A 25,495-nucleotide genomic window follows, 5' to 3' on the forward strand; every position below is an offset into this window, starting at 1 on the left:
GCGCGCAAGCGTGTGGGCGTCCGCGTGCTGCCGAGCTCGTCGTGGAACGTGTTCGACCCGCGGGTGATCCGCTGGCGTCTGGACGGTCCGGGCCGCGAGCAGCAGCTGCTCTCGCTCGGTGACGTGCGGCGCGGGATCGAGCCGGTCGCGGCCGAGCTCGCGGCCGCGCACGCGAGCCCGGAGCAGTGCGGGGTGCTGGTCGGGGCGGTGGTGCAGATGGCGGTGCACGCCAAGTCGAGTGACCTCGAGGCGTACCTGCGGGCCGACCAGCTCTTCCACGCGACGCTGCTGGCGGCCTCGGGCAACGAGATGCTCGCCGCGCTCGGTGACGTCGTCGGTGAGGTGCTCGCCGGCCGCACGCACCACGACCTGATGCCGAGCACGCCGAACCCGGTCGCGGTGCGACTGCACGGCGACGTGGCCGAGGCGGTCCAGTCCGGCGACGGTGCCGCTGCGGCCGCCGCGATGCAGGCGATCATCGCCGAGGCCAGCGACGCCCTGCGCGACCCGGACGCCTAGTCGCCGCAGGCTCTTCCCGGCCGCTGGAATCCGGAGAGGCAGCCGCCAGCCGGACCGACGGACCGCCACGAACGAGTGGCTCCATGCACGATGCGACTCCGTCGGCGCCCTCGTGGCGGACTGTCGGACGGCCGAGAGCCTCAGACCAGGTATGCCGTCCGCCGCCGACCACGGGTGCCGCCAGGGTCAGTCCCGGGGCGGGTCCAACCCAGCCGCGGCGAACACCGTCGCCGCGTCCTGCTCGGATCGGAGGGTGCGCTCCAGCGCCGGATCCGACGAGGACCTCACGTGGGGGATGCCGTCGGCCGGGATCGGCGCCGCGGCCGTCACGGGAGAGCCGAGCGCGCCGACGACGGGAAGCTCGTTGGCGAGCCGACCCTCGAAGCGGAGGGTGAAGTAGAGGTCGCTCGACCAGAGCCGACCGATGCGTTGGGCCGTCTCGGGCGTCACCTCGACCCACACCCCGAGCGTCAGTGCGTAGCCGCCCGACAGCGGGAGCCTGAGCAGCGAGCGGACGAAGCAGCCGTGTTCCGGCGACTCGAGGAAGTCGGCCCGCACCGGGTCGGGGTCGCTGAGGCCGACGCCAGAGGTCCGTTCGGCCTCGGGGAGCGCGGCGATGACGTCGGGCAGACCGAAACGCAGGTGGCGGTCGTGCTCGTCGAGCTCGCCACCGCAGCAGGAGCACCCAGTGCCATGGCCCTGGAAGAGGTGCTCGATGACGAGGTCGTTGACCTCCCAGAACCGTGACAGCCGTGGGTGCTCGAGCGCCTCGGGCCGCGTCAGCCGCAGCCCCAGGTCGTCGGACGACGCCTCCGTGGTGCCTGCCGTCACGAGGCTGCAGGCCGGCTCGTCGAGCCCCTCGACCGCGCCGTACCGCGCCGCGAAGGTCTCGTCGTGGTGGAACTGCGCCGACTGCGTACGGCCGAAGGTCACCTCGACGATGACCTCGGGGTCGTGGTGGTCGTACTCGTACGCCCGGAAGCGGGCCTCCAGCCCGTCGGCCAGCCCGTCGACCGAGCCTGCGTGGGCAAGGAGCAGCCCGCCGCAGTCGGCGCACTGCTGCTCGTCGTCGCGGGTCGTGAACTCCAGACCGAGGCTCATGACGGAAGTCTCACACGACGGCGTCCGCAGGGTGCCCACCCCACGGCACTGGTCGAGTGGGGAGCACCAGCACAGTGCCCACTCGACTGGTGAGTCGAGTGGGCACTGTGCCGAGCAGGTGATGCAGGTGAGGCGGGTCAGGCGAGCGAGTCGATGACCTCGTTGAAGGTCTTCGACGGACGCATCACCGTGGCGACCTTGTCGGCGTCGGGGCGGTAGTAGCCACCGATGTCGACCGGGTGGCCCTGGGCGTCGACGAGCTCCTGGGAGATCGTGTCGATCCTGTCGGCGAGCGTCTTGGCCACCGGGGCGAAGGTCTCGGCCAGCGCCGCGTCGTCGGCCTGCTTCGCGAGCTCCTGCGCCCAGTAGAGGGCCAGCCACACGTGGCTGCCGCGGTTGTCGATCTGGCCGACCTTGCGGGCCGGGCCCTTGTTCTCGTCGAGCAGCGTGCCGGTGGCACGGTCGAGGGCCTCGCCCAGGACCTTGGCGCGCTCGTTGCCGGTGACGCCCGCGAGGTGCTCGAACGAGACTGCGAGAGCGAGGAACTCGCCCAGGCTGTCCCAGCGCAGGTAGTTTTCCTTGACGAGCTGCTGCACGTGCTTCGGGGCAGAGCCGCCGGCGCCGGTCTCGAAGAGGCCGCCACCGTTGATGAGCGGGACGACCGAGAGCATCTTGGCCGACGTGCCGAGCTCGAGGATCGGGAAGAGGTCGGTGAGGTAGTCGCGCAGCACGTTGCCGGTGACCGAGATGGTGTCCTCGCCCTTGCGGATGCGCCCGAGCGAGAAGGCGATCGCGTCGGTCGGCTTGAGGATCTGGATGTCGAGACCCTCGGTGTCGTGCTCCTTGAGGTACTGCTCGACCTTCGCGATGAGGTTCGCGTCGTGCGCGCGGTCGGCGTCGAGCCAGAAGACGGCGGGGGAGCCGGTGGCGCGGGCCCGGGTGACGGCGAGCTTGACCCAGTCGCGGATCGGCACGTCCTTGGTCTGGCAGGCGCGCCAGATGTCACCGGCCGAGACGGCGTGCTCGATGAGCGCGTTGCCCGAGCCGTCGACGATGCGCACGGTGCCGTCGGACGGGATCTCGAAGGTCTTGTCGTGGCTGCCGTACTCCTCGGCGGCCTGTGCCATGAGGCCGACGTTGGGCACCGAGCCCATGGTGGCCGGGTCGTAGGCGCCGTTGGCGCGGCAGTCGTCGAGGACCACCTGGTAGATGCCGGCGTACGAGCTGTCGGGCAGGACGGCGAGGGTGTCGGCCTCGTCGCCGGCGGCGTTCCACATGTGGCCCGACGTGCGGATCATGGCCGGCATCGACGCGTCGACGATGACGTCGCTCGGCACGTGCAGGTTGGTGATGCCCTTGTCGGAGTCGACCATCGCGATGGCGGGGCCGGTCTCGAAGCCGCTCTTGACGGCGGCCTCGACCTCGGCGCGCTGGTCGGCGGGCAGGCCCTCGACCGCCTTGAGCACGGCACCGAGGCCGTCGTTGGGGGAGGCGCCGACGGAGGCGAGCTCGGCGGCATACGCCTGGAAGACGTCGGGGAAGAAGGCGCGCACGACGTGGCCGAAGATGATCGGGTCGGAGACCTTCATCATCGTCGCCTTGAGGTGCACCGAGAACAGCACGTCCTCGGCCTTGGCGCGGGCGACCTGCTCGGAGAGGAAGTCGCGCAGCTTCGCGACGTCCATGAAGGTGGCGTCGACGACCTCGCCGGCGAGGACCGGGATCGACTCCTTGAGAACGGTCGACTGGCCGTCGGCACCGACCAGCTCGACCCGAAGGGTGTCGTCGGCGGCGATGACGACGGACTTCTCGTTGTGCCGGAAGTCGTGCTCACCCATCGTGGCGACGTTGGTCTTCGAGTCTGCGGACCACGCGCCCATCGAGTGCGGGTGCTTGCGAGCGTAGCTCTTGACGGAGGCAGGTGCGCGACGGTCGGAGTTGCCTTCGCGCAGAACGGGGTTCACGGCAGAACCCTTGACCTTGTCGTATGCCGCCCGCGCCGCCCTCTCGTCGTCGGTGCTGGGGTTGTCGGGGTAGTCGGGCAGGTCGTAGCCCGCGGCCTGCAGCTCGGCGATCGCGGCCTTGAGCTGCGGGATCGATGCCGAGATGTTGGGCAGCTTGATGATGTTGGCCTCGGGCGTCTTCGCGAGCTGACCGAGCTCGGCCAGGGCGTCGCCGATGCGCTGCTCGGGCTTCAGGGCGTCGGGGAAGCCGGCGATGATGCGAGCCGAGAGCGAGATGTCGCGCGTCTCGACCTCGACGCCGGCCTGCTTGGCGAAGGCCGAGACGATCGGCAGCAGCGAGGCCGTGGCCAGGGCGGGTGCCTCGTCCGTGTGCGTGTAGATGATTGTCGAGTCCAACGCGGGTGCTCCGTTCGGGTTGCGGTCGTGCCGGATCCGGGAGGCGGATCCTAAAAATAAATCTTGATGTCAAGATAACGGATCGGTCGCGGCCGTGGGGCTGCCGTCCCATCCTGCCGGGGTGGTCTGCGCCACGCCAGAGAGCCCGGCCTAGGGTGGAGCGGGTGAGCACCAGCCCCGACAGCGCCGTCGACACCGCCTCTGCACACGTCCCCCCGACGGCCCTCGACCCGTCGACGACCCGCCACCTGCACCACCTGCTTGCCACCGAGCAGCGGGGGAGCCGGCTGCCTTCCGTCGCGGCCGGACTGGTGCGCGGCGGCGGCCTCGTGTGGTCCGACGCGGTCGGCACCCTCGACGGACGCGAGGGCGGTGAGGCCGCCGACGCCGACACGCAGTACCGCATGGGGTCGATCACCAAGACCTTCGTGGCGGTCGCGGTGATGCGCCTGCGCGACGAGGGCCGGCTCGACCTGATGGACCACCTCGACGACCACGTGCCCGGCTCGCAGCTCGGGGGCGCGACGATCGCCCAGCTGCTCTCGCACGGTGGTGGCATCCAGGCCGAGACGAACGGGCCGTGGTGGGAACGCACGCCCGGCGGTGGCTGGGACGACCTGGCGGAATCGCCTGTGACGCAACGGTTCCGGGCCGGCCGACGGTTCCACTACACGAATGTCGGGTTCGCGGCGCTCGGCGAGCTGGTCGCCCGGGCCCACGGTGCGGGATGGTTCGAGGTGGTCCGTCGCGACCTGCTCGCACCGCTCGGGATGGGCCGCACGACGACCCGGCCGACGGGCAAGGCCGCGCAGGGCCTCGCCGTGCACCCCTTCGCCGACGTGCTGCTGCCCGAGCCGGAGCACGACGCCGGCGCGATGGCCCCGGCCGGCCAGCTGTGGACCACCGTGCAGGACCTCTCACGCTGGGCGGCCTTGGCCGGCGGTGACACCGGCGACGTGCTCGCGAAGGACACCCTCGAGGAGATGTACGAGCCGCACACCGTGGGCGACAACCCCGGTCTGGCGTGGACCGTCGCCCACGGGCTCGGCTGGCAGGTCTGGAACCTCGAGGGCACCCGGTATGCCGGCCACGGCGGTTCGATGCCCGGCTTCCTCGCGGGTCTGCGCGTCGCCGTCGAGTCCGGTGACGGGGTCGTCGTCATGGCCAACTCGACGGCCGGCATGGGGGCCATCGGTCCCGACCTGCTCGCCGCCCTCATCGAGCGTGAACCGCTCACTCCCGAGCCCTGGCACGCTTCCGGCGACGTCAGTGTGCTCGAGCTCGTCGGCACGTGGCACTGGGGGCCGTCCGTCTCGGTCGCGAGGGCGGTCGGTGAGCACCTCGTCCTCGGCGAGCCGGGGCAGGGGCGTGGCTCGAGGTTCGCCGCGACGGGCGACGACGAGTGGGTCGGCCTCGACGGCTACTACACAGGGGAGCCGTTGCGTGTGGTCCGGGGCACGGACGGCACGCCGTCGCACCTCGACCTCGCCTCGTTCCGGTTCACCCGGACCCCCTACGACCCCGCCGGCGACGTGCCCGGCGGCGTCGACGAGGCCGGCTGGCGGTAGTACCCCGTCCCGACCTGTCGACGCCGGCGTGCCCGCGGCGCGTCGGGATGCGGCTCGAGTCGACGGGCGTCGCCACGTCGCTGGGCAAGGGCGGCACGTGGATCGACGACAGCACGTGGGCCCACCTCGGCGACGAATGGGCGCAGATGACGGGTTGATGACAGCCGGATGACAGACGACTGACGACGCCGTGACTGACTTCTGACCGACGCCCGACGTGGTGAGCGAAGTCACGTGCGGACGAATCCGGACGCACTGGGGCGCAAGGGTTTTCGAGAATGTCAGCCCATAGGCGAAGCACAGGAAAGTCCAGCGCCGAGGACCGATCGACCCCACTCTGGAGGGATCCACTGGTTCACCCCGGGGGACACCGGGGCGGGGTGGCTGAGTGCGGGGAGTGGTCGCGATGGGAGATCGCAGCGTGGCAAAGGCAGGCATGTCGAGGCGCACGTTCGTCAAGGCAGTCGGGGGAGTCGGGATTGGGTTCGCCCTGTATACCTACCTTCCGGGAGGCGAGCGGGTGGCCGTGGCCCAGGTGCCCGGGGGGACCCTGGACCCGGCCACCATCCCGAAGTTCGTCACCCCGCTCTTCATCCCGCCCGTGATGGCGCGGGCCGGGACGATCAGGCAGGCGGCCGGGCCGCCCGTCGACTACTACGAGATCTCGCAGCGCCAGTTCACGCAGCAGATCCTGCCGCCGAGCCTTCCCGCCACCACGGTGTGGGGATACGGAGCGCTGTCGTCCGACAGCAAGCAGGGGGTGCTCCTGCACCACGCGCCGTGCCCGACCATCGAGGCCGAGCACGGCCGGCCGGTCCGCGTGAAGTGGGTCAACGAGCTCGTCGACGGCCGCGGCCGCTACCTGCCGCACCTCTTCACCGTGGACCCGACGTTGCACTGGGCGAACCCGCCGGGCGGCACGACGGGCCGGGACTCGCGCCCCCTCTTCAAGAGGACGCCCGGTCCCTACACCGGCCCGGTGCCGATGGTGGTGCACCTGCACGGCGCCGTCGGGGTCGGCGACGAGAGCGACGGCTACCCGGAGGCGTGGTTCCTGCCCGCCGCGACGAACCTCCCCACGGGGTATGCCGCGCGAGGCACCTGGTTCGACTTCTTCGCCGGCAAGGCGAAGGCGGGCTACGGCGCCACCTGGGGTCCGGGGTTCTCCGTCTACCAGTACCCCAACCCCGACCGGGCATCGACGAAGTGGTTCCACGACCACAGCCTCGGGATGACGAGGGTCAACGTGTATGCCGGCGGTGCGGGCTTCTACATCATCCGCGGAGGCCCCGACGGCGACGCCGCGGTGCGTGACAGCCGCACGGGCGCGGCGGCCGTGCTGCCCGGCCCGGCCCCCAGCAAGAACGACGGCTTCCCGTCGAGCAAGGCGTACTACGAGATCCCGATCGTCATCCAGGACCGGGCGTTCAACGCCGACGGGTCGCTCTTCTACCCGGACTCGCGCGAGTTCTTCGACGGGGTCGTGCGCCAGTACATCCCGCGCGGCACCTTCTCGCCCTTCTGGAACCCGGAGTTCTTCGGCAACGCGCTCATGGTCAACGGCCGCACCTGGCCCTACCTGGACGTCGAGAAGCGCCGCTACCGGTTCCGGTTCCTCAACGGCTGCCAGTCACGCTTCCTGATCCTCGACTTCCAGAAGATCCCGGGCGTCAAGGTGACGATGATCGGCAACGAGGGTGGCCTGCTGGCCCTTCCGGTCGACCTCACGGCGAACCACTCGAACCGGCTCCTGATGGCCCTGGCCGAGCGCGCCGACGTCGTCGTCGACTTCACGGCGGTGCCGGCCGGGAGGTATGTCCTGCGCAACGTCGGCCCGGACGAGCCCTTCGGTGGCGGCGAGCCGAACCTGCCCGACGAGCCGGGTGACTTCGACGTCGCCGACCTCCAGACCACCGGGCAGGTCATGGAGTTCCGGGTGGGCCCGGCCACGAGCGTCGACCCCTCCACTCCGGGAAGGTTCCTCCAGCTGCCCACCGTGGCTGCTCTGCCGGCCGAGCGTCGGGCCCGCAAGGTGGCCCTCGTCGAGCTCGCCGACGTCGGTTCGGACGCGGCGGGCGCCCAGGTCGAGGGCCCGATCGAGGGTGCTCTCGGAGTGGTCCACGACGGCATGGCGATGGAGCACGAGTGGATGCACCCGGTCACCGAGAACCCGGGCGTGGGCGACACGGAGGTGTGGGAGATCCACAACACCACGGCCGACGCGCACCCGATCCACCTCCACCAGGTGGCGTTCGAGGTGGTGGAACGGCAGCCGCTGCTCCTGTCCGGTGAGGAGGTCGTCCAGCCCATGCAGGTCGTCGGAGCGGCCACGCCTCCGGAGGCCTGGGAGTCGGGGGTCAAGGACACGGTGACGGCCTACCCAGGCCAGGTGACGCGCCTGCGGGCCCACTTCGAGCGGCCCGGCCAGTACGTCTGGCACTGTCACATCCTCGAGCACGAGGACAACGAGATGATGCGGCCCTTCCGCATCGGGCCGGCCCAGCCGGGCCAGCCCGGGTGACCGAGCGGCGCTAGGCCTGCTGCGTCGAGGTGTTGCGCGCGATGAGCGCTTCGATGCCGTCGAGCAGCAGGCCGAGCCCGCGGGTGAACTCCTCGTCGAAGAAGTCGTCGTCATCGTCGTCGAGCGCCTCCGGCGCGGCGGCGGCGAGGCGCGGGAAGGCGGCGGGGTCGACGAGGCTGCCGATCACCTGCAGGTAGTCGCCCTGCGGGCCGTCGGGGCCGCCCTCGACCAGACCGGCGCCGGCGAGCCCCATCTGGACTGACTGCCGCACGTGGTTGAGGCCCCAGCCGTCGACGGCGAGCATGGCCGAAAGGCGCTGCTGGCTGGTCAGGGGCGTGTCTTCGAGGGCTTCGAGTCCCGACTCCATCCAGCCGATCATGTTGGGGGTCAAGGGCGGTGACGTCTGCGGCGCCATCGTCGTCCAGGGGTGGGCCAGTCGGCGGGAGCTGATCTCGCGCGCCCAGGACGTGAGTCGGTCTCGCCAGCCCTCGTTGGTGACGTAGCCGGGGGGTGGGGGGCCGTAGGCGATGTCGACCATGACGGCATACAGCTCGTCCTTGCTGTCGACGTAGCGGTAGAGCGACATGGTCGTGAACCCCACGGCCGCGGCGACGCTCTTCATCGACACGGCCTCGAGGCCGTCGGCGTCGGCGATGGCGACGCCGGCTGCCCCGATCTCCTCGATGGTGCGCCCCGGCCGGGGACCGCGCCGCCCCTCGGACTCACGTTTCCAGAGCAGCTGGAGGTAGCGCGGCAGCTCGGTCATGTCGGCATCCTAGCCAACTGCTTGCGCCGTACGCAGATCCGGCGTACGTTTCCGCCTACCTCATAAACATTATGCGCTGTACGCAGTTAGGAGCCTCCGATGTCGACCACCCCGAGCGCACGCGCGGCCGGACGGCGGGAGTGGACCGCCCTCGCGGTCCTCTGCCTGCCGTTGCTCATCGTCTCGATGGACGTCTCCGTCCTCTTCATCGCCGTTCCGCACATCGCCGAGGCGCTGTCGCCGACGTCGACCCAGCTGCTGTGGATGTTCGACGTCTACGGCTTCGTGCTCGCGGGGCTGCTGCTGACCATGGGCGGGCTGGCCGACCGGATCGGGCGCCGGCGCCTGCTGCTGCTCGGCGCGCTCGCCTTCGGCGCAGCGTCCTTCCTCGCCGCCTACGCGCCGAGCCCGGCCTGGCTGATCGCCGCGAGGGCGCTGCTCGGCGTCGGCGGCGCGACGCTCATGCCGAGCACGCTCGCCATCGTGCGCGACCTGTTCGCCGACGAGCGCGAACGGGCCCGGGCGGTGGCCGTCTGGTCGGGCGTCATGGCCGGTGGTGTGGGCGTCGGGCCCGTCATCTCGGGAGTGCTCCTCGAGCACTTCTGGTGGGGCTCGGTCTTCCTCGTCAACGTGCCGGTGATGGCGGCCCTGCTCGTCGTGGCGCCGTTCCTGCTCCCCGAGTCACGCTCCGCTTCGAGCCGGGTCGACGTGCCCAGCTCGCTGCTCTCACTGCTCTCGATCCTCCCTGTCGTCCACGTGCTCAAGTCGCTGGCCGCCGACGGGTGGTCGGTGTCACTGCTCCCGTATGCCGTCGTCGGGGTCGGCGCCTCCGTGGCCTTCGTGCGTCGCCAGTCGCGCACGAAGTCACCCATGGTCGACCCCCGCCTCTTCCGTCGGCCGGGCTTCGGTGGGTCGCTCGCGGTGCAGGTGATCGGGATGTTCGGGGTGATGGGCAACGCGGTGCTCATCACCCAGTACCTCCAGTCGGTGCTGGGCTACAGCCCGCTCGCCGCCGCCCTGTGGAGCCTGCTGCCGTCCGTTGCTGTCGGCGCGGCCGCGCCGACGGCGGCTGCGGTGTCGGCCCGGGTTGGTCGGCCGATCGTCATGGCGGCCGGGTTCGTCCTGGCTGCAACGGGATTCGTCGCCATGCAGCTGGCGGGGGTCGATGCCTCGATCTGGGTCGCGCTGCTGGCCGCGACGCTCGTGGCCATGGGTCTCGTCTCGGTGGCCACGCTCGTCACCGAGTACGCCCTCGGCGTGGCGCCGGCGGATCGCGCGGGCTCCGTCTCTGCCCTGGTCGAGACGGCCGGCGAGCTCGGCGGGGCGCTCGGGATGGCGGTGCTGGGCAGCATCCTCGGGGCGGTCTACGCGGCACGCCTCGACGCGCTGCTGCTGGGTTCGGGCGCGCCAGGGCTGACGGGAGTGTCCGGGCTCTCAGGGCAGGTGCGTGACTCGGTGACGCAGACCCTCGGTGAGGCCGTCGTGGTCGCCGGGAGCCTGGGTGACGGCCAGGGCCGCGCCCTCCTGGGGGCGGCGCGCACGGCATACGTCGACGGGATGCACGTGGCCGACCTCGTCGCGGCGGCGGTCCTGCTCATCGGCGCCGTCGTGGCACTCACGGCCCTGCCGCGTCGGCAGCGGCCCGCAGCTGCCTCGCTGCCGGAGCAGGTGCCGGCCGACAGTGAGGGCTGCCCGGCGCGTGACGCGGCAAGGGGCCGCGCGTCGGAAGGGAGTCCGGCGCGCGGCCCCGTCGGCCTCGGCAGGTCGGGAGGGAGTCGGCCGAGACCCGGAGGCCCACCTGGGGGGTCAGTGGGTCTCCGTGTGGTTGTCCGCCCGAGGGGTCGTGATGCGGGTCGTGATGGGGCTTCTGATGATCTTCCGAGCGAGTCCTGACACAGCGATTGAAGGTCGTGTCAAGACGTTTGTCAAGAGTTTGTGCAGGGTTGGCTCGGTGTTCCGCTCAGTCGACCGAGGCCCGGTCTCGCGGCGCGCCGGCGGGCGCCGAGGCGACGACGTGCGGCCCCCGGTCGGCGGTCGTGGGGTGCGAGCGTCGGGGCCACCAGAAGCGGTCGCCGAGGACGAGCCCGATCGCCGGGACGAGCAGGGTGCGCACGACGAGGGTGTCGAGCAGGACGCCGATGCAGATGATGACGCCGATCTGGGCGAGCACGACGAGGGGCAGCACCCCGAGCACGGCGAAGACCGCGGCCAGCAGGATGCCGGCACTCGTGATGACGCCTCCGGTCGCGGCCAGGCCGCGCAGCATGCCGGCCCGTGCCCCGTGGTCGCGCGCCTCCTCGCGGGCGCGGGTGACGAGGAAGATGTTGTAGTCGACGCCGAGGGCCACGAGGAAGACGAAGGCGAAGAGTGGCGCGCTGTCGTCGAGCGCCGAGAACCCGAAGACCTTGGTGAAGATCCACCACGATGCGCCGACACTCGCGAGGTAGGTCGCGACGACCGTGGTCACGAGCACGATGGGTGCGACGACCGAGCGCAGCAGCAGTCCCAGCGCGAGCAGCACGAGGGCGAGCACCAGCGGGAAGATGACGAACCGGTCGCGCGACGACGCCTCTGCCTGGTCGAGGGCGACGGCCTCGGTGCCGCCGACGTGGGTCTGCGCGATCGGGGCGACGGCCGCCCGGAGGGTCCGCACCGCCTGGGTCGCCTCGTCGGTGCCGGGCGCAGCGCTGATGACGGCGTCCACCTCGGTGACCCCGTCGCCGGTGTTGACGACCCTGGCGCTCGCGACTCCGTCGACGCCGGCGGCCGCCGCGCGGACGCGCTCGGCGTCGCCCGTCGTCACCACGACTGCCGGGTCGGCGCTGCCCGCCGGGAACGACTCGGCGAGACGCTCGCCTGCCGCGATGGCCTCGGGCTTCTGGAGGAACTGGTCGGACGGCTTGAGCCCGGTGTCGACGGCGAACAGGCCGGCGGCCATGGCGGCGAGCAGCACGAGCGTCACGGCGATGACGCGCTGCGGGCGCGCCGCCACGCGGTCGCCGACCCGGCGCCACAAGGAGTGCCCGTCGGCCAGGGCGTCCTCGCCGACGTGGGGGACCTTGGGCCAGAAGACCCACCGGCCGAAGCACACGAGCGCGGCGGGCAGGACGAGCAGCACGAACGCTGCGGCGACGACGACCCCGACGGCACAGGCGACGCCAAGCCCGCGCGTGGCGGGGAAGAGCGACAGCGCGAGCGTGAGCAGCCCGACGACCACGGTGACCGCGCTCGAGAGCACCGCCTCGGCCGTGCGCCGCAGGGCGAGCGACATGGCCTCACGCCGGTCCTCGTGGCGGCGCAGCTCGTCGCGGTAGCGGGAGATGAGGAGCAGGGCGTAGTCGGTGCCCACGCCGAAGACGAGCACCGACAGGATGCCGATCGTCGACTCGTCCCAGACGAGGCCGAACGCCGAGAGGACGTGCGTCGCGACGACGGCGGCGAGGCGGTCTGCGACGCCGACCACGATGAGCGGCACGAGCCACAGCACCGGGCTCCGGTAGGTGATCACGAGCAGCAGGGCCACGACGGAGGCCGTGGCAAGGAGCAGGCGCGTGTTCGCCCCGTCGAAGACCTTGGCGAGGTCGGCCTGGACGGCGGCGGGTCCGGTGACCTGGGCCGTGACGCCCTCGGGAAGGTCCTTCTTCGCCGTCGCCCGGATCTCCGCGACGGCCTTCGAGGTGTCTGTGGCGCTCTCGGCGGCGACGGGCACGACGGCGAGCGCGGCGCTGCGGTCGTCGCTGCGCTGCAGCGGGATGCGGCCGCCACCGGGCAGCTCGCGCGCCCGTGACTCGACGGCGGCCAGGTCGGCCGCGCTCAGCGTGCCGCCCTCACGCGTGAAGAGCACGACGGCGGTGGAGCCCTTCGCCTGGGGGAGCCGGTCGCGCAGCTCTGTCGCCTTGGCGCTGTCGGAGCCGACGGGCAGCTGGTCGGCGGACGTGGCCGTGCGCGTCGCCTCGCCGAGGGCGCTCGTGACGCCCATGGCGCCGGCGAGCGCGAGAATGACGATGGCTACGGCCCACCACCGTCGGACGATGGTGTCGGTCAGACCCCGCACAACAGACCTCCGCGATAAGATGAGTAACTGGGTTACTCAGATGATTACTAAGTTGGTGAGTGAGATTAGCACGAAGCGTCGCGTAGCGACAGATGCGCCCCCCGGTGACCCGGCCTCGCCGGCCTCGCCGGGCTCTCCGGGCTCTCGGGGAGCGGGAGCCGTGGGATCCATCGGTGACTCCGGCCTGCCCGAGGTGGGACTCGTCCCTGGGGTCCCCCAGTGGCGCACGACCGCGACCCTCGCCGCGCTGCAGGAGCTCGTGGAGGTGTCCGAGGCGGTGCCGGCCGTCGTCGCGCGCAAGGCCGGCCTGTCGACCTCCGAGCTGCACTCGCTGCGGCACCTGATGCGCGGCCCGCTCGGACCCGTCGAGATCGGGCGCCTGCTCGGCGTCACGTCGGCCGCGTCGTCGGGCGTCGTCGACCGGCTCGTCTCACGGGGCCATGCCGAGCGGCGGTCCCACCCGGGCGACGGCCGGCGCACCGAGGTCGTCATCACCGACAGCGGGCGCACCGAGGTGCTGGCCTTCATGCGTCCGATGTTCGAGGCGCTCGCCGAGCTCGACGCCTCCCTCGACGACCGCGACCGCGACGTCGTCGAGCGCTACCTGCGCGGCGCCACGGCGGCGATGCGCAACCTGATGTCCTGACCCCGCGAGTCCCGATGCATCCAACGGCGTCGGCCGCAGGTCGCCCCGGTAGCGCGCGAGATCGCGCCTCAGGTCGCGCAGCTGCTGCGACAGGGCAACACCAGCCGCCCGATCTCACGCAGGACGAGCCCGACCCGAGAGCGTATGCCGTCAGCCGCGCAGGCGCACCGACAGGCAGGTGACGCAGCCCTCGAGCTTCTCGAACTCGGAGATGTCGACCATCGTCACGTCGAGGCCGCGGGCGGCGAGCAGCTGGGCCGTGCGCGGGGCGGCCGCCGACAGGAGCACCGACGGGCCGCCGAGCAGCACGACGTGCGCGCCGGGCTCCTCGGGCACGGGAAGGAACTGCGGCCACGCCGTCGGGTCGTCGACGAGGGGGAGGTGGCCGATGACCGTGCCGTCGGGCAGGGCCGTCACCGCCGACTTGAGGTGCAGCACCTTCGAGACGGGCACCGGCACGACGTCGACCCGGTGACCATCGAGCGCCCGGGTCAGCTGCTCGATGCCGGCGAGGTTCGTGCGTCCGCCCACACCAACCCAGACGTGGTGACCGTGCTTGAGCACGTCTCCTCCGTCGAGGGTGCCCGGCCCCTCGATCTGGACCGTGCGGTAGCCGTGGGACTCGACGGCCTGGCGCACCCCGACCTGCTCGCCCCGCCGCTCGGGCGCCCCCGACCGGCAGAGCACGGCCACGTCGCCGTGGACGACGACCTGGTCCTCGATGAAGACGCCGTCGGGACACTCGTCGAGCGGCGGCGCCTCGACCACTGCCCACCCCCGGCGCCGAAGCACGTCGACGTACTCCTGCCACTGGCGCACGGCCAGGTCGGCGTCGACCATCGGCGTGCGCTCCAGGTGCGTCACGATCCCGTCCGCCAGTCGCGGGGAGGGTCGGCGGACGAGCGCGAGGCGACGGTGCACGCGCTCACCCTATGGGTGTGCGGGCGCGCCGCCTCGGGCGGTCAGGAGGCGAGCGTCGGCTTCTCGTCGGACCGGGCCGTGGGCCACCACCCCTGGGTCTGCGCGGTGTGGGTCAGCTGCTCGCGGTAGGCCGAACCCGCGGCCCGCGCGCATCGCTCGACGTCGTCCTCGCCGATCGACCCCAGCCGCCAGCGCAGCACTCGCCGCGCGATGATCGGCTGGTCGCACAGCGGCCGGAGCACCCCGCCGGGAGGGGCCGAGGCGGTCGGCACCGCGAACGACACCGCGCGCCCGGTCACCACCGCCGGCCACAGCGGCCCGAGGTCGTGCGGACCGTACGACGACCGGAGCACGACGCCGAGCCCGGCGAGGACCGAGCTCGTCGCCTCGGAGCCCGGGTCGATCTCCACGGGAGGCAGGATCCAGTCCTCGCCGGCGAGGTCCCTGATGTCGACGCAGCGCTGGGCGGCGAGCGGATGGGTCGCCGACAGGGCAACGAGAAGCGGCTCGCGCTCGACGATGACCCGCTCGCCCATCTCGGGGTGGTCCTGCGTCCTCGCGGCCGCCAGCGCGATGACGACCGCGACGTCGATCCGGCCGTCGCTGATGGCCTCGGTGGTCGTCGTGCCGGTGAGCGGTGGCACGGGCAACAGCGGCCTCCGCATGTCGGTCGCGTAGGCGTGGCTCATGAACGAGGTGAAGTAGCGCAAGGAGTCGGAGGAGATGCGCAGCGGGCCCTCGCCCGACTGGTGGCTGCGGACGTCCTCGCGCAGCAGGCTCACCTCGTTGACCACGGCCCGGGCGCGCGCCGCGACCCGTTCGCCGACCGTCGTGCACGAGACGGTGTCGCCGCTCGTGCGGAACAGTGAGCAGCCGAGTGCCCGCTCGATCCGGCTCACCTCGGAGCCCAGGGTCGCCGCGGAAACACCGAGGGCGGCCGCGGCCGCAGGCATGCTGCCCTGCTGCGCGACCACCGCGATGACGCGCAGGTGGCGAACCTCGAGCTCCACGGTTCCGAGAGTAGGCGGACCGTCCCCGGGCCGCAGCGGGGAAGGCGAGGTACGTCACGTCCCGACGCCGTCCGCAGCCACGCACCGGACCGGGGCGTATGCCGTCACCCGACGACACGGCATACGCCCTCGTCATCGGGGTGGTCTCGTCTTGAATGGGGTTTGACCCTCACGCGACGTGAGGGGCCACGCTCGGTGTCATGACCGGAAGGACGCAGGAGATGACCACCTGGACGGTGGGGCAGGTAGCCGACCTCTTCGGCGTGACGGTGCGCACGCTGCACCACTACGACGAGATCGGCCTGCTCACCCCGAGCGAGCGCTCGCGGGCGGGCTACCGGCTCTACACCGACGCAGACCTCACCCGCCTGCAGCAGGTCGTGGTCTACCGGCGGCTCGAGCTGCCGCTGGAGGAGATCGCGACCCTGCTCGACGGCGGAGAGGACGCTGCCGACCACCTGCGCCGTCAACGCGCGACGGTCATGTCCCGGCTGGACGAGCTGCGCGCGCTCGTCACGGCCATCGACCGAGCACTGGAGAGAGAGATGAGTGACCAACCCGCCACGCCCGAGGAGCTGAAGGAGCTCTTCGGCGACGGCTTCACGGACGAGTACGAGCAGGAGGCGCAGGAGCGCTGGGGCGACACCGACGCCTGGAAGCAGTCGGCGGCCCGCACCAAGCGCTACACGAAGGCCGACTGGGCCGAGGTCAAAGCCGAGATGGAGGCCGTCAACACGGCGCTCGTGTCGGCCCTGCAGTCAGGGCAGCCGGCGACGAGCGAGGCGGCGATGGACGCGGCCGAGCAGCACCGCCTGCACATCCACGACCGCTTCTACGACCTCGACCACACCTTCCACCGCGCGCTCGCCGACATGTACGTCGCCGACCCGCGCTTCACGAAGACGTACGAGGACATCGCACCCGGCCTGGCGGCATACGTCCGCGACGCGATCCACGCGAACGCCGACCGCCACGAGACGTCCGGCTGACCACCCGGTCGATGTGTTCCGCGATCCCCGGCGATCGCGGAACACATCGAATCGGGGGAACGAGACCGAGGGGTGAACGCGGCGGGGGAGGCCGACCTCCCTCGCCGTAACCTTGGGACATGCGAGTAGGTGTCTTCGGTGCAACGGGTCAGGTCGGCGGCGTCATGCGCGCCCTTCTCGAGGAGCGCGACTTCCCGGTCACGCAGGTGCGGTTCTTCGCGTCCGCCCGCTCGGCCGGCACGACGCTCCCGTTCAAGGGTGAGGACGTCGTCGTCGAGGACTCCGCGACAGCCGACTTCTCGGGCATCGACATCGCCCTCTTCAGCAACGGCGGCGCCGCGTCCAAGGAGCTCGCCCCCAAGGTCGCCGCCGCCGGCGCGACCGTCATCGACAACTCGAGCGCGTGGCGCAAGGACCCCGAGGTGCCGCTCGTCGTCTCCGAGGTCAACGCGGGCGACCTCGACACGATCCCCAAGGGCATCGTCGCCAACCCGAACTGCACAACGATGGCCGCCATGCCGGTCCTCAAGCCGCTCCACGAGAAGGCCGGCCTCGTGCGCCTCCACGTCTCCAGCTACCAGGCCGTCAGCGGCTCGGGCGGCAAGGGCGTGCAGGAGCTCGACGGCCAGCTGCGCGGCACGTACGCCGCCGGTGACCCCGCCGGGCTCGCCCTCGACGGGCGCGCGGTCGCCGTGCCCGACCCCACCGTGTATGCCGTGCCGGTCGCTTTCAACGTCGTGCCCCTCGCGGGGTCGATCGTCGACGACGGCTCGCTCGAGACCGACGAGGAGCAGAAGCTGCGCAACGAGTCGCGCAAGATCCTGCACGCCCCCGACCTGCGGGTTTCGGGCACGTGCGTGCGCGTCCCGGTCTTCACCGGGCACAGCCTCGCCATCCACGCCGAGTTCGCCGACGACATCACCCCCGAAGAGGCGCTCGACCTGCTGAAGAACGCGCCGGGCGTCATCGTCACCGACGTGCCCAACCCGCTCGAGGCCGCGGGCCGCGACGAGGTGCTCGTCGGTCGCGTGCGCGCCGACCAGGCGGCTCCCGAGGGCAAGGGCCTCGTGCTCTTCGTCGTCGGCGACAACCTGCGCAAGGGTGCCGCCCTCAACGCCGTGCAGATCGCCGAGGAGCTCGTCGCCCGCCGCTGACGGGTCGTCCTCACGGTCGTGTCGGGGTGCTGGCATAGGGTCGGGGGCGTGACGGAGAACCTCGCGGCCGCGACCCACCGAACGGGCACCGCCCCCGGGCTCTTCGTCTGCTTCGAGGGCGGCGACGGCGCGGGCAAGACCACGCAGGTGCGCCTGCTCACCGAGGTGCTCGAGCAGCGGGGTCGCGAGGTCGTCGTCACCCGGCAGCCAGGCGGCACCCCGCTCGGTGCGCAGATCCGCGAGCTCGTGCTGCACGGCGACCACGTCGCGGCCCGGGCCGAGGCGCTGCTCTTCGCCGCCGACAAGGCGCACCACGTCGACCAGCTCATCAAGCCGGCGCTGGCCGAGGGCAAGGTCGTCATCACCGACCGCTACGTCGACAGCTCCATCACCTACCAGGGGGCCGGGCGCGAGCTCGGTGCCGACGAGATCACGGCGCTGCAGCACTGGGCCGTCGGTGGGCTGCTGCCCGACCTGACGATCGTCCTCGACGTGTCACCCGAGGTCGGGCGCGAGCGGCGCGGCGACGTCCACGACCGGCTCGAGTCCGAGGCCGACGCCTTCCACGCCGCTGTCCGTCGGGGCTACCTCGAGCTCGCCTCGCAGGACCCCGAGCGCTACCTCGTCCTCGACGCGAGCAAGCCCGTCGAGCACCTCCGGGCCGCCGTGCTCGACGGCATCGACCGCGTCCTGACGGTGCGCTCGTGACCGTCTGGGCCGACCTCGTCGGCCAGGAGCCGACCATCGAGACGCTCTCGCGCGCCGTCAGCGACGAGTCGGCGATGACGCATGCCTGGCTCTTCACGGGGCCGCCCGGTTCGGGCCGCTCCACGGCCGCGCGCGCCTTCGCAGCCGCGCTCCAGTGCCCCCAGGGCGGCTGCGGCGAGTGCCGTGAGTGCCGCACCGCGCTCGACGGCAGCCACGCCGACGTCAAGGTCGTCGCGACCGAGGGCCTCTCGATCAAGGTCGCAGAGGCACGCGCGCTCGTGCAGGAGGCGGCGCTGCGGCCCTCGGTCGGTCGCTGGCGCATCATCATCATCGAGGACGCCGACCGCCTCACCGCCTACACCGACGCGCCGGCCGATGCCCTGCTCAAGGCGCTCGAGGAGCCGACCCCCCGCACCGTCTGGATGCTCTGCGCGCCCAGCCTCGAGGACGTCATCGTCACGATCCGCTCGCGCTCGCGCCACGTACGGCTGCGCACCCCACCCGTCGAGGCGGTCGCCGACCTGCTCCAGCGGCGCGATGGCATCGACCCCGCGATGGCCCTGTATGCCGCCCGGGCCGCCCAGTCGCACGTCGGCCTGGCCCGCCGCCTCGCCCGCGACGAGCAGGCTCGCATCCGCCGCCGCGACGTCATCGCCATGGCGACGAAGATCCAGGGCGTCGGCGACGCCATCGGCGCGGCCGCCGACCTCGCCCAGATCGCCGACGAGGAGTCGACGGCCTCCGGCGCCGAGCGCGATGCTGCCGAGCGTGCCCGGCTGATGGAGACGCTCGGTGCCGACCCGACGGCCCGCACCCAGCCGCCCCACATCCGCTCGCAGGTCACGGCGCTCGAGCGGGAGCAGAAGATGCGGGCCACCCGCTACGGCCGCGACGTCGTCGACCGGGCCCTCGTCGACCTCACGTCCGTCTACAGAGATGCCCTCGTGCTCCGGCTCCACTCCGACGTCGATCTCGTCAACCCCGACGCCATCGACAAGGTGCGCGCCCTCGCCGGCGTCTTCGGGCCCGAGCAGCTGCTCGCCGCCATGGACGCCATCAACGAGGCCCGTGACCGCATCAACGCCAACGTGCCGCCCCTGCTCGCCCTCGAGGCGATGGCCCTGCAGCTGCGCGTCCCCCGCGACCTCGGCGTCTGAGCGACGCGGGTCCCGCGCGCGGCACCCCGAGCACGCTGCGCGGTGCGCGCGAACCAGCGTGACGGCATACGCCATCGAGGCTGTCCCCGGCAAGCGCTGGTGCGGCTTCCCGGATGCGGCTGGGGCCAGCCTGACGCGTTACCGTTTCGGGCATGACGACGCGCCCTGCCGCCATCTCCCGTGCCCTGTCCGCCCTGGCGGCGGTCACGGCGCTCGTCCTGGCCTCGGCGGCGTGCACGACCGGCGAGCCGCCCGTCGCGTCGACGTCGAAGTCCGGCCTCCCGGCGGCCACGGCCGCCCCCACGCCGGCCCTCGCCCCCTACTACTCACAGCGCCTCGACTGGCAGGCGTGCGGCAGTCTCGAGTGCGCCAACCTGCGCGTTCCGCTCGACCACGCCGCCCCCGACCCCGCCAAGGACCTCAGCCTCAAGATCGTGCGGGTCAAGGCGCGCGACCAGGACAAACGGCTCGGATCGTTGCTCGTCAACCCGGGCGGCCCGGGTGCATCGGGCGTCAGCTACGTGCGGGGCGGCGCCCAGACGATCGGCGGCCCCGAGGTGCGCCGCTACTACGACCTCATCGGCTTCGACCCGCGCGGCGTCGCGGGGTCGGACCCGATCGACTGCCTCGGCGACAAGGCTCTCGACCGCTTCCTGTCCACCGACCCGACGCCCGACGACGCGTCCGAGGAGCAGGCGCTGCTCACGCAGGCCAAGGCGATGGCCGACGGGTGCGCGGCCAACGCTCCCGAGCTCATCAAGCACCTGTCGACCGCCGACGCCGCACGCGACATGGACATCCTCAGGGCAGCCGTCGGCGACCCCCAGCTGAACTACCTGGGCAAGTCCTACGGCACCTTCCTCGGCTCGACGTACGCCGACCTCTTCCCGCAGCGCGTCGGCCGGGTCGTCCTCGACGGCGTCGTGCCGCCCGACCTCACGAGCGCACAGCTCGGCGAGGGGCAGGCCCGGGGCTTCGAGATCGCGACGCAGGCCTACCTCGAGGACTGCGTCTCCGAGTCGGGCTGCCCGCTCGGCGAGACCGCGGAGACCGCCCGCAAGGGCCTGGACCAGCTCTTCCAGCAGATCGACCGGCAGCCGCTGCCGACGGGCGACACGAGTGCCCCGCTGCTGACAGAGGGGTGGGCGCGTCTCGGCGTGGCTGTCGCCCTCTACGACCAGGGCGCCTGGGGGATCCTCACCGAGGCCCTCAAGCAAGCCAGGGCGGGCAGCGGCCAGAGCCTCATGCAGCTGGCCGACGCGTACGCCGACCGCAGGCCGGGTGCGGGCTACGACGGCAACATGATGGAAGCGATCTACGCCGTCAACTGCCTCGACCGTCCCGACAGCCCCGACCTGTCGGCGTACGAGACCTACGCGAAGGACTTTTCGGCGAAGGCGCCGACGTGGGGCGCCACCCTGGCCTGGGGCGCGCTTCCCTGTGGGGTCTGGAAGGCAAAGGCCGCCGGAGGCCCGCACAAGGTCAAGGCGCCCGGCAGCGACCCCATCGTCGTCGTCGGCACCACCCGTGACCCCGCCACGATCTACGAGTGGTCCGCCCGGCTGCGCGACCAGCTCGACAACGCCGTGCTCGTGTCCTTCGACGGCGACGGGCACACGGCTTATGGTCGGAGCAACACGTGCGTCGACAGCGCCATCGACGCCTACTACGTCCAGGGGCGCGTGCCCAAGGACGGACTCCGATGTTGAGCGACGGATGTTGGTGACCGAACATGAGTGACAACCCGCGTCCCGACGACCTCCCGGACGCCCCGACGGGGTATGCCGCCCTCCCGCCGAGCTACTCGGCGGCCTCAGGTGGCTCGGGTGCATCAGGGGCGTCGGGTGCATCAGGGGCGTCGGGTGCACCGGGCGCGCCGGGTGGGGGCGCACCGCCCGCGGGACCACCCGCCGGACCGGACCAGGGGCACGGCAGCGGGTACGCCTCACCGGGCCTGGGCCCGAACGGCAGCCCCGCGGCCCGGTCGCAGCTGCGCACGGTCCTCGCCGCGGTCGCCATCGTCGCCGTCGTCGCGGCCGTCGTGCTCGCAGCGTGGCGCCTCAACAGCCCTCCGGTGGTGGCCCAGCCGGCGCCACCGGCCGCGTCGCCGACCCAGGTCCAGCCGGCGCCCACCCCGACGCGCACGGCGACCCCGAGCGGCCCGGTCACCGCGGACTACCCGGCGGCCCTGCGCGACTTCTACACCCAGCAGGTGGCGTGGTCGCCCTGCTCCGACAACGCCAAGCACGAGTGCGGCACCATGCAGGTGCCCGTCGACTACGCCGACCCGAACGGTGCGAGGTTCACCCTGGCCCTGCGCAAGGCGCCGGCGACCGACCCCTCCAAGCGCATCGGGTCCCTCGTCATCAACCCGGGTGGCCCCGGTGGCTCGGGGGTGGAGTACGCCCAGTACGCCTCGTTCGTCTTCTCTCCAGAGGTGCGGGCGGCATACGACATCGTCGGTTTCGACCCGCGCGGCATCGGTGCCTCGAGCCCGGTGCGCTGCCTCGGCAACTCCGACATGGACCTGCTCTTCAGCGACGACCCCACGCCCGACTCCGCAGCCGAGCGCTCCAAGCTGCTGTCCGACGTCGACGCCATCACCAAGCGGTGCGCTGCCCGGGGCGGCGACCGTGCCCTGCACATGAGCACGGGCGAGGTGGCCAAGGACATGGACGTCATGCGTGTCCTGCTCGGTGACGAGCGCCTCAACTTCTTCGGCGGCTCCTACGGCACGTTCCTCGGTGCGATGTACGCCGACGCGTTCCCCAAGAAGGTCGGCCGCATGGTGCTCGACTCGGCGATGTCGCCGAACCAGACCGAGCAGCAGGAGATGACCTACGACATCCAGGGCTTCGAGTCCTCGATCGACGCCTTCATCGACTGGTGCGTCGCCCGACCCGACTGCGCCCTGGGCAGCGACAAGGCGAGCGCACGTCAGAAGATCGTCGACCTGCTCGACGCCGTGGAGAAGAACGGCCTGTCGACGAGCAAGCCGGGGCTGACCACGATCGGCGAGGGCTGGGTGGGCTTCTCGATCTTCATGTGCCTCTACTCCGACACCTCGTGGCCGACCCTCAACCGGGGCCTGGCCCAGGCCTTCTCCGGCAAGGGCGACATCCTGCTCGCCAAGGGCATGTCGGTCGTCGAGCGCAGCGCCTCGGGTGCCTACGCGCCCACCACGTACCTGCAGGCGATGATCCCGGTGCGCTGCGCCGACTGGCCCCGGTCGACGACCGACCCGTCGCTGGCCGCCGACCAGGCGAAGGCCAAGAAGGACCATCCGCTCTGGGCCCGGATGACGGGCGAGCTCTACGACAACTGCCGCACCTGGCCCACCACCGGCCGCGCCCCGAAGGGGACGACCCTCGCCGTCGGGGCCGCACCCATCCTCGTGATCGGCAACGAACGCGACCCCGCGACACCCATCGGCGGCACGAAGCAGCTCGCAAAGGACCTCGCATCGGGCGTTCTTCTCACTTCCGACCACGACGGACACGGCACCTACTACGCTGGCAACTCGTGCGTGGACTCCGCCGTGGATGGGTACCTGCTCAGGGGAACGGCGCCGACGTCCGGCACGACCTGCTGAGCCGGCTGCTCGCGCCTGTCATCTCTCTCGCCGTCGTGGCGGGCCTCCTCCTGCTCGCCGTCGCTCCTGCCCACTGGCCGGGCGAGGTGGCCCTCCCGGCCCCGTCGGCCTCGTCGACGGGCAGCCCTGCCCCGCAGGCGGTTTCGGCGCGGCCAGAGGACGACCGGCCTGCCCAGCACGGCCCGAAGGCGACGCCGATCACCTTCACCGGGCCGCTCGATCCCGAGCCGGCCGAGCTCTCCGCCTTCTACGGCCGGACCGTGGCGTGGACCGAGTGCCCCGACGACGACCTCTACGACTGCGGCACCGTGAAGGTGCCCGTCGACTACGCGAAGCCTGCCGGAGCGACGACGACGATCGCCCTGCGTCGCCTCCCGGCGTCGCTGCCGGCCCAGCGCACCGGCTCGCTGTTCATCAATCCCGGCGGACCTGGCGGGTCGGGCATCGACTTCGCCGACGAGGCCCCGTACGTGTTCGGTGACGTCGTGCGCGAGCGCTACGACGTCATCGGCTTCGACCCCCGTGGGATGGGGGAGTCCGACCCCGTCGACTGCCTCACCGACGCCGAGCTCGACGCGATGTATGCCGCAGACCCCACGCCCGACACGGCCGCCGAGAAGAAGGCGGCCCGCACGGCGCCCGCCGAGCGCAACCGGCGCTGCCTGGCGCGAGGTGGGGCGCTGGCCGCCCACATGGGCACCGAGTCAGTCGCCCGAGACCTCGACATCCTCCGATCGGCGGTCGGCGACGAACGGCTCAACTACTACGGCGTCAGCTACGGCACGATGATCGGCGCCGTCTACGCCGACTTCTTCACCTCCCGCGTCGGCCACATGGTGCTCGACTCGGCCGTCCTGCCCGACGCGCTCGCCGAGGAGGCGCCGAGCCGCGAGGAGGTCGACGCGGCGGCCCGCGGCTGGGCGGACGACTTCGACGACGTCGTCGACGACTTCGCCACGAAATGCGGAGCGGACTGCCCGCTCGGCACTGACACCGAGGCCGTCTTCAAGTCGCTCGTCGGCTTCCTCGACCAGCTCGACGGCAAGCCGCTGCCCACCGGTGTCGACACGCTGCCCGCTCTCACGGAGGGGTGGGCGCGCACGGCCATCGACGAGGGCCTGCGCGACCCCGAGTCGTGGTCGGACCTCGTCGAGGCGCTCGACCTCGCCGTCAACGAGCACGACGGCGAGATGCTCGCGCGGTTCGCGATGGGGATGGTCGAGCGCGACGAGGACGGCACCTACCCGACGACGACGTTCGGCCGCACCCACCTGCTCGTCACGTGCTCGGACTGGCCGACCTCGCCGTGGGACTCCGTCGTGCCGAGCGCGGACGTCCTCGCCAACCACCCGCTCTGGGCCCGCGTGCAGCCGGCCAGCCCCGACCCCTGCACCGGGTGGAAGGGGACGATGCGCGAGACGCTGCTCGTCGGTGCGAAAGTGGCCACCCCCGTGCTCGTCATCGGCAACGACGGCGACCTCACGACACCGATCGAGGACACCGAGTCCCTCGCCGGCGAGATCGCGCGCTCGCGGCTCGTGACCGTCGAGGCCGACGGCCACGGCGCGTACGGCAAGGGCAACGACTGTGCCGACGGCATCGTCGACGACTACCTGGCACAGCACCTTGCGCCCGAGAACGACTTCGTCTGCAAGTCCTGAACGGGGCCCGAAAGTCGCCCACGGACCGCGATTTTTCTCCGGAAGGGGTCGTGCGTATACTCAACCTCCGTGTCCGGTCGCGCCTCGCCGTGGCCACACGACCAGCCGCTTTAGCTCAGTCGGCCAGAGCGATTCACTCGTAATGAATAGGTCATCGGTTCGATTCCGATAAGCGGCTCCAGCAACGCCCCCGGCTTCTGCCGGGGGCGTTTCTGCTGGTCAGGCGCCTGTTACCGCGCCTGTTCGGTAGGTATCCCCGACTCGGTGCAAGCCTCTGCTCAGCGGCGCATGACTGGGTGACCATCTAAGTGACCATCTACCTCGCTTCAGGCGGTCCCCGTCAGACGCATCAGTAACCGCAGCAGCTCGAGCGTCAGTGGCCTCCCGGTACGGCGCAGGAGCAGGGTGAGCTCCTCGACTTCGTCGACTTCTTGGGGAACAACGGTTGGGCGCGGAACTCACAGACCGATGCGATGATGACGAGCGTCCTGGACGACTGCATGGCTGAAGGCTGACGATCGAGCAGGGCAAGATGGCCATGAGGTCCATCGGCTACGGCGATCATGCGCTGCCCATGCTGGACCGCTGGGAGCGCAAGCGCACGACGGGCAGGTTTGAGCCGCCACGTCCTCGAACGCGTTCCCATTACCCCGCCCGCTGGCACCACGGGACCATGGCCCCGAGACGAATCTCGAGTGGTGAGTCTGTCCCATCGGCGACCGGAAGTGGATCACGTCTGCTGCCGGGCACATCGGCGCTCGTAAGACA

General features: G+C 71.6%; 18 protein-coding genes and 1 tRNA gene. 13 read left to right on the forward strand and 6 right to left on the reverse strand.

Annotation, left to right across the window (positions count from 1 at the left end):
• On the forward strand, positions 1–519 hold a 519-nt coding region (locus AC1DE0_RS16575; protein WP_478102571.1), incomplete at its 5' end, for a FadR/GntR family transcriptional regulator.
• Between the two features lie 186 nt (positions 520–705).
• Here AC1DE0_RS16575 and AC1DE0_RS16580 read toward each other — a convergent pair.
• Together AC1DE0_RS16580 and AC1DE0_RS16585 are read right to left on the reverse strand one after the other, a co-directional pair.
• Positions 706–1,620 (reverse strand): DUF2199 domain-containing protein, encoded by a 915-nt coding sequence (locus AC1DE0_RS16580; RefSeq protein ID WP_478102573.1) that lies wholly within the window; start codon positions 1,618–1,620, stop codon positions 706–708.
• Between the two features lie 137 nt (positions 1,621–1,757).
• Positions 1,758–3,980, reverse strand: coding sequence for an NADP-dependent isocitrate dehydrogenase (locus AC1DE0_RS16585; protein WP_478102575.1), 2,223 nt, complete (start codon positions 3,978–3,980; stop codon positions 1,758–1,760).
• A 164-nt stretch (positions 3,981–4,144) separates the two neighbouring features.
• Here AC1DE0_RS16585 and AC1DE0_RS16590 point away from each other — a divergent pair, with 164 nt between their 5' ends.
• Both AC1DE0_RS16590 and AC1DE0_RS16595 read left to right on the forward strand, forming a co-directional pair.
• A complete protein-coding gene (locus AC1DE0_RS16590; RefSeq protein ID WP_478102577.1) occupies positions 4,145–5,548 on the forward strand; it encodes a serine hydrolase domain-containing protein in 1,404 nt (467 codons plus the stop codon).
• A 421-nt stretch (positions 5,549–5,969) separates the two neighbouring features.
• Positions 5,970–8,069, forward strand: a complete 2,100-nt coding sequence (locus tag AC1DE0_RS16595; protein WP_478102579.1) for a multicopper oxidase family protein — start codon at positions 5,970–5,972, stop codon at positions 8,067–8,069.
• 10 nt (positions 8,070–8,079) lie between these two features.
• On the opposite strand, the gene AC1DE0_RS16600 is transcribed toward AC1DE0_RS16595, so the two are convergent.
• Positions 8,080–8,835, reverse strand: coding sequence for a TetR/AcrR family transcriptional regulator (locus tag AC1DE0_RS16600; protein WP_478102581.1), 756 nt, complete (start codon positions 8,833–8,835; stop codon positions 8,080–8,082).
• Positions 8,836–8,934: 99 nt separating this feature from the next.
• On the opposite strand from AC1DE0_RS16600, the gene AC1DE0_RS16605 reads away from it, so the two are divergent.
• Positions 8,935–10,728, forward strand: coding sequence for an MFS transporter (locus AC1DE0_RS16605; RefSeq protein ID WP_478102583.1), 1,794 nt, complete (start codon positions 8,935–8,937; stop codon positions 10,726–10,728).
• A 67-nt stretch (positions 10,729–10,795) separates the two neighbouring features.
• Here AC1DE0_RS16605 and AC1DE0_RS16610 read toward each other — a convergent pair whose 3' ends face one another.
• Entirely contained in the window at positions 10,796–12,889 is a 2,094-nt protein-coding gene (locus AC1DE0_RS16610; RefSeq protein WP_478102585.1) for an MMPL family transporter, read from the reverse strand.
• Between the two features lie 160 nt (positions 12,890–13,049).
• On the opposite strand from AC1DE0_RS16610, the gene AC1DE0_RS16615 reads away from it, so the two are divergent.
• Positions 13,050–13,535: a MarR family winged helix-turn-helix transcriptional regulator gene (locus tag AC1DE0_RS16615; protein WP_478102587.1), complete on the forward strand. Its 486-nt coding sequence runs from the start codon at positions 13,050–13,052 to the stop codon at positions 13,533–13,535.
• 150 nt (positions 13,536–13,685) lie between these two features.
• Here the strand turns inward: AC1DE0_RS16615 and ddaH are convergent, their stop codons facing one another.
• The gene (ddaH, locus tag AC1DE0_RS16620) at positions 13,686–14,456 is read right to left on the reverse strand and encodes a dimethylargininase (protein WP_478102589.1); all 771 of its coding nucleotides are present in this window, start codon (positions 14,454–14,456) and stop codon (positions 13,686–13,688) included.
• Between the two features lie 41 nt (positions 14,457–14,497).
• Positions 14,498–15,466 (reverse strand): LysR family transcriptional regulator, encoded by a 969-nt coding sequence (locus AC1DE0_RS16625; RefSeq protein WP_478102591.1) that lies wholly within the window; start codon positions 15,464–15,466, stop codon positions 14,498–14,500.
• A gap of 200 nt (positions 15,467–15,666) precedes the next feature.
• On the opposite strand from AC1DE0_RS16625, the gene AC1DE0_RS16630 reads away from it, so the two are divergent.
• The 8 genes from AC1DE0_RS16630 to AC1DE0_RS16665 all read left to right on the forward strand — a co-directional run bounded on the left by AC1DE0_RS16630 (position 15,667) and on the right by AC1DE0_RS16665 (position 24,908).
• Positions 15,667–16,455: a MerR family transcriptional regulator gene (locus AC1DE0_RS16630; protein WP_478102593.1), complete on the forward strand. Its 789-nt coding sequence runs from the start codon at positions 15,667–15,669 to the stop codon at positions 16,453–16,455.
• Positions 16,456–16,574: 119 nt separating this feature from the next.
• The gene (locus AC1DE0_RS16635; RefSeq protein WP_478102596.1) at positions 16,575–17,609 is read left to right on the forward strand and encodes an aspartate-semialdehyde dehydrogenase; all 1,035 of its coding nucleotides are present in this window, start codon (positions 16,575–16,577) and stop codon (positions 17,607–17,609) included.
• 48 nt (positions 17,610–17,657) lie between these two features.
• Positions 17,658–18,317: a dTMP kinase gene (tmk, locus tag AC1DE0_RS16640; RefSeq protein WP_478102598.1), complete on the forward strand. Its 660-nt coding sequence runs from the start codon at positions 17,658–17,660 to the stop codon at positions 18,315–18,317.
• Positions 18,314–19,474 carry a DNA polymerase III subunit delta' gene (locus AC1DE0_RS16645; RefSeq protein WP_478102600.1) on the forward strand — a complete coding sequence of 387 codons (1,161 nt, stop codon included), beginning with the start codon at positions 18,314–18,316 and terminating at the stop codon, positions 19,472–19,474. The genes tmk and AC1DE0_RS16645 overlap by 4 nt, the downstream gene beginning before the upstream one ends.
• A gap of 152 nt (positions 19,475–19,626) precedes the next feature.
• Positions 19,627–21,183, forward strand: a complete 1,557-nt coding sequence (locus tag AC1DE0_RS16650) for an alpha/beta hydrolase (RefSeq protein ID WP_478102602.1) — start codon at positions 19,627–19,629, stop codon at positions 21,181–21,183.
• Between the two features lie 23 nt (positions 21,184–21,206).
• Positions 21,207–23,066, forward strand: a complete 1,860-nt coding sequence (locus tag AC1DE0_RS16655; RefSeq protein ID WP_478102604.1) for an alpha/beta hydrolase — start codon at positions 21,207–21,209, stop codon at positions 23,064–23,066.
• Positions 23,067–23,101: 35 nt separating this feature from the next.
• Positions 23,102–24,727 (forward strand): alpha/beta hydrolase, encoded by a 1,626-nt coding sequence (locus tag AC1DE0_RS16660; protein WP_478102606.1) that lies wholly within the window; start codon positions 23,102–23,104, stop codon positions 24,725–24,727.
• Between the two features lie 104 nt (positions 24,728–24,831).
• Positions 24,832–24,908 (forward strand) — tRNA-Thr (locus AC1DE0_RS16665).
• Positions 24,909–25,495: the final 587 nt, after the last annotated feature.

The organism is Terrabacter sp. 05T424, assembly GCF_056396225.1.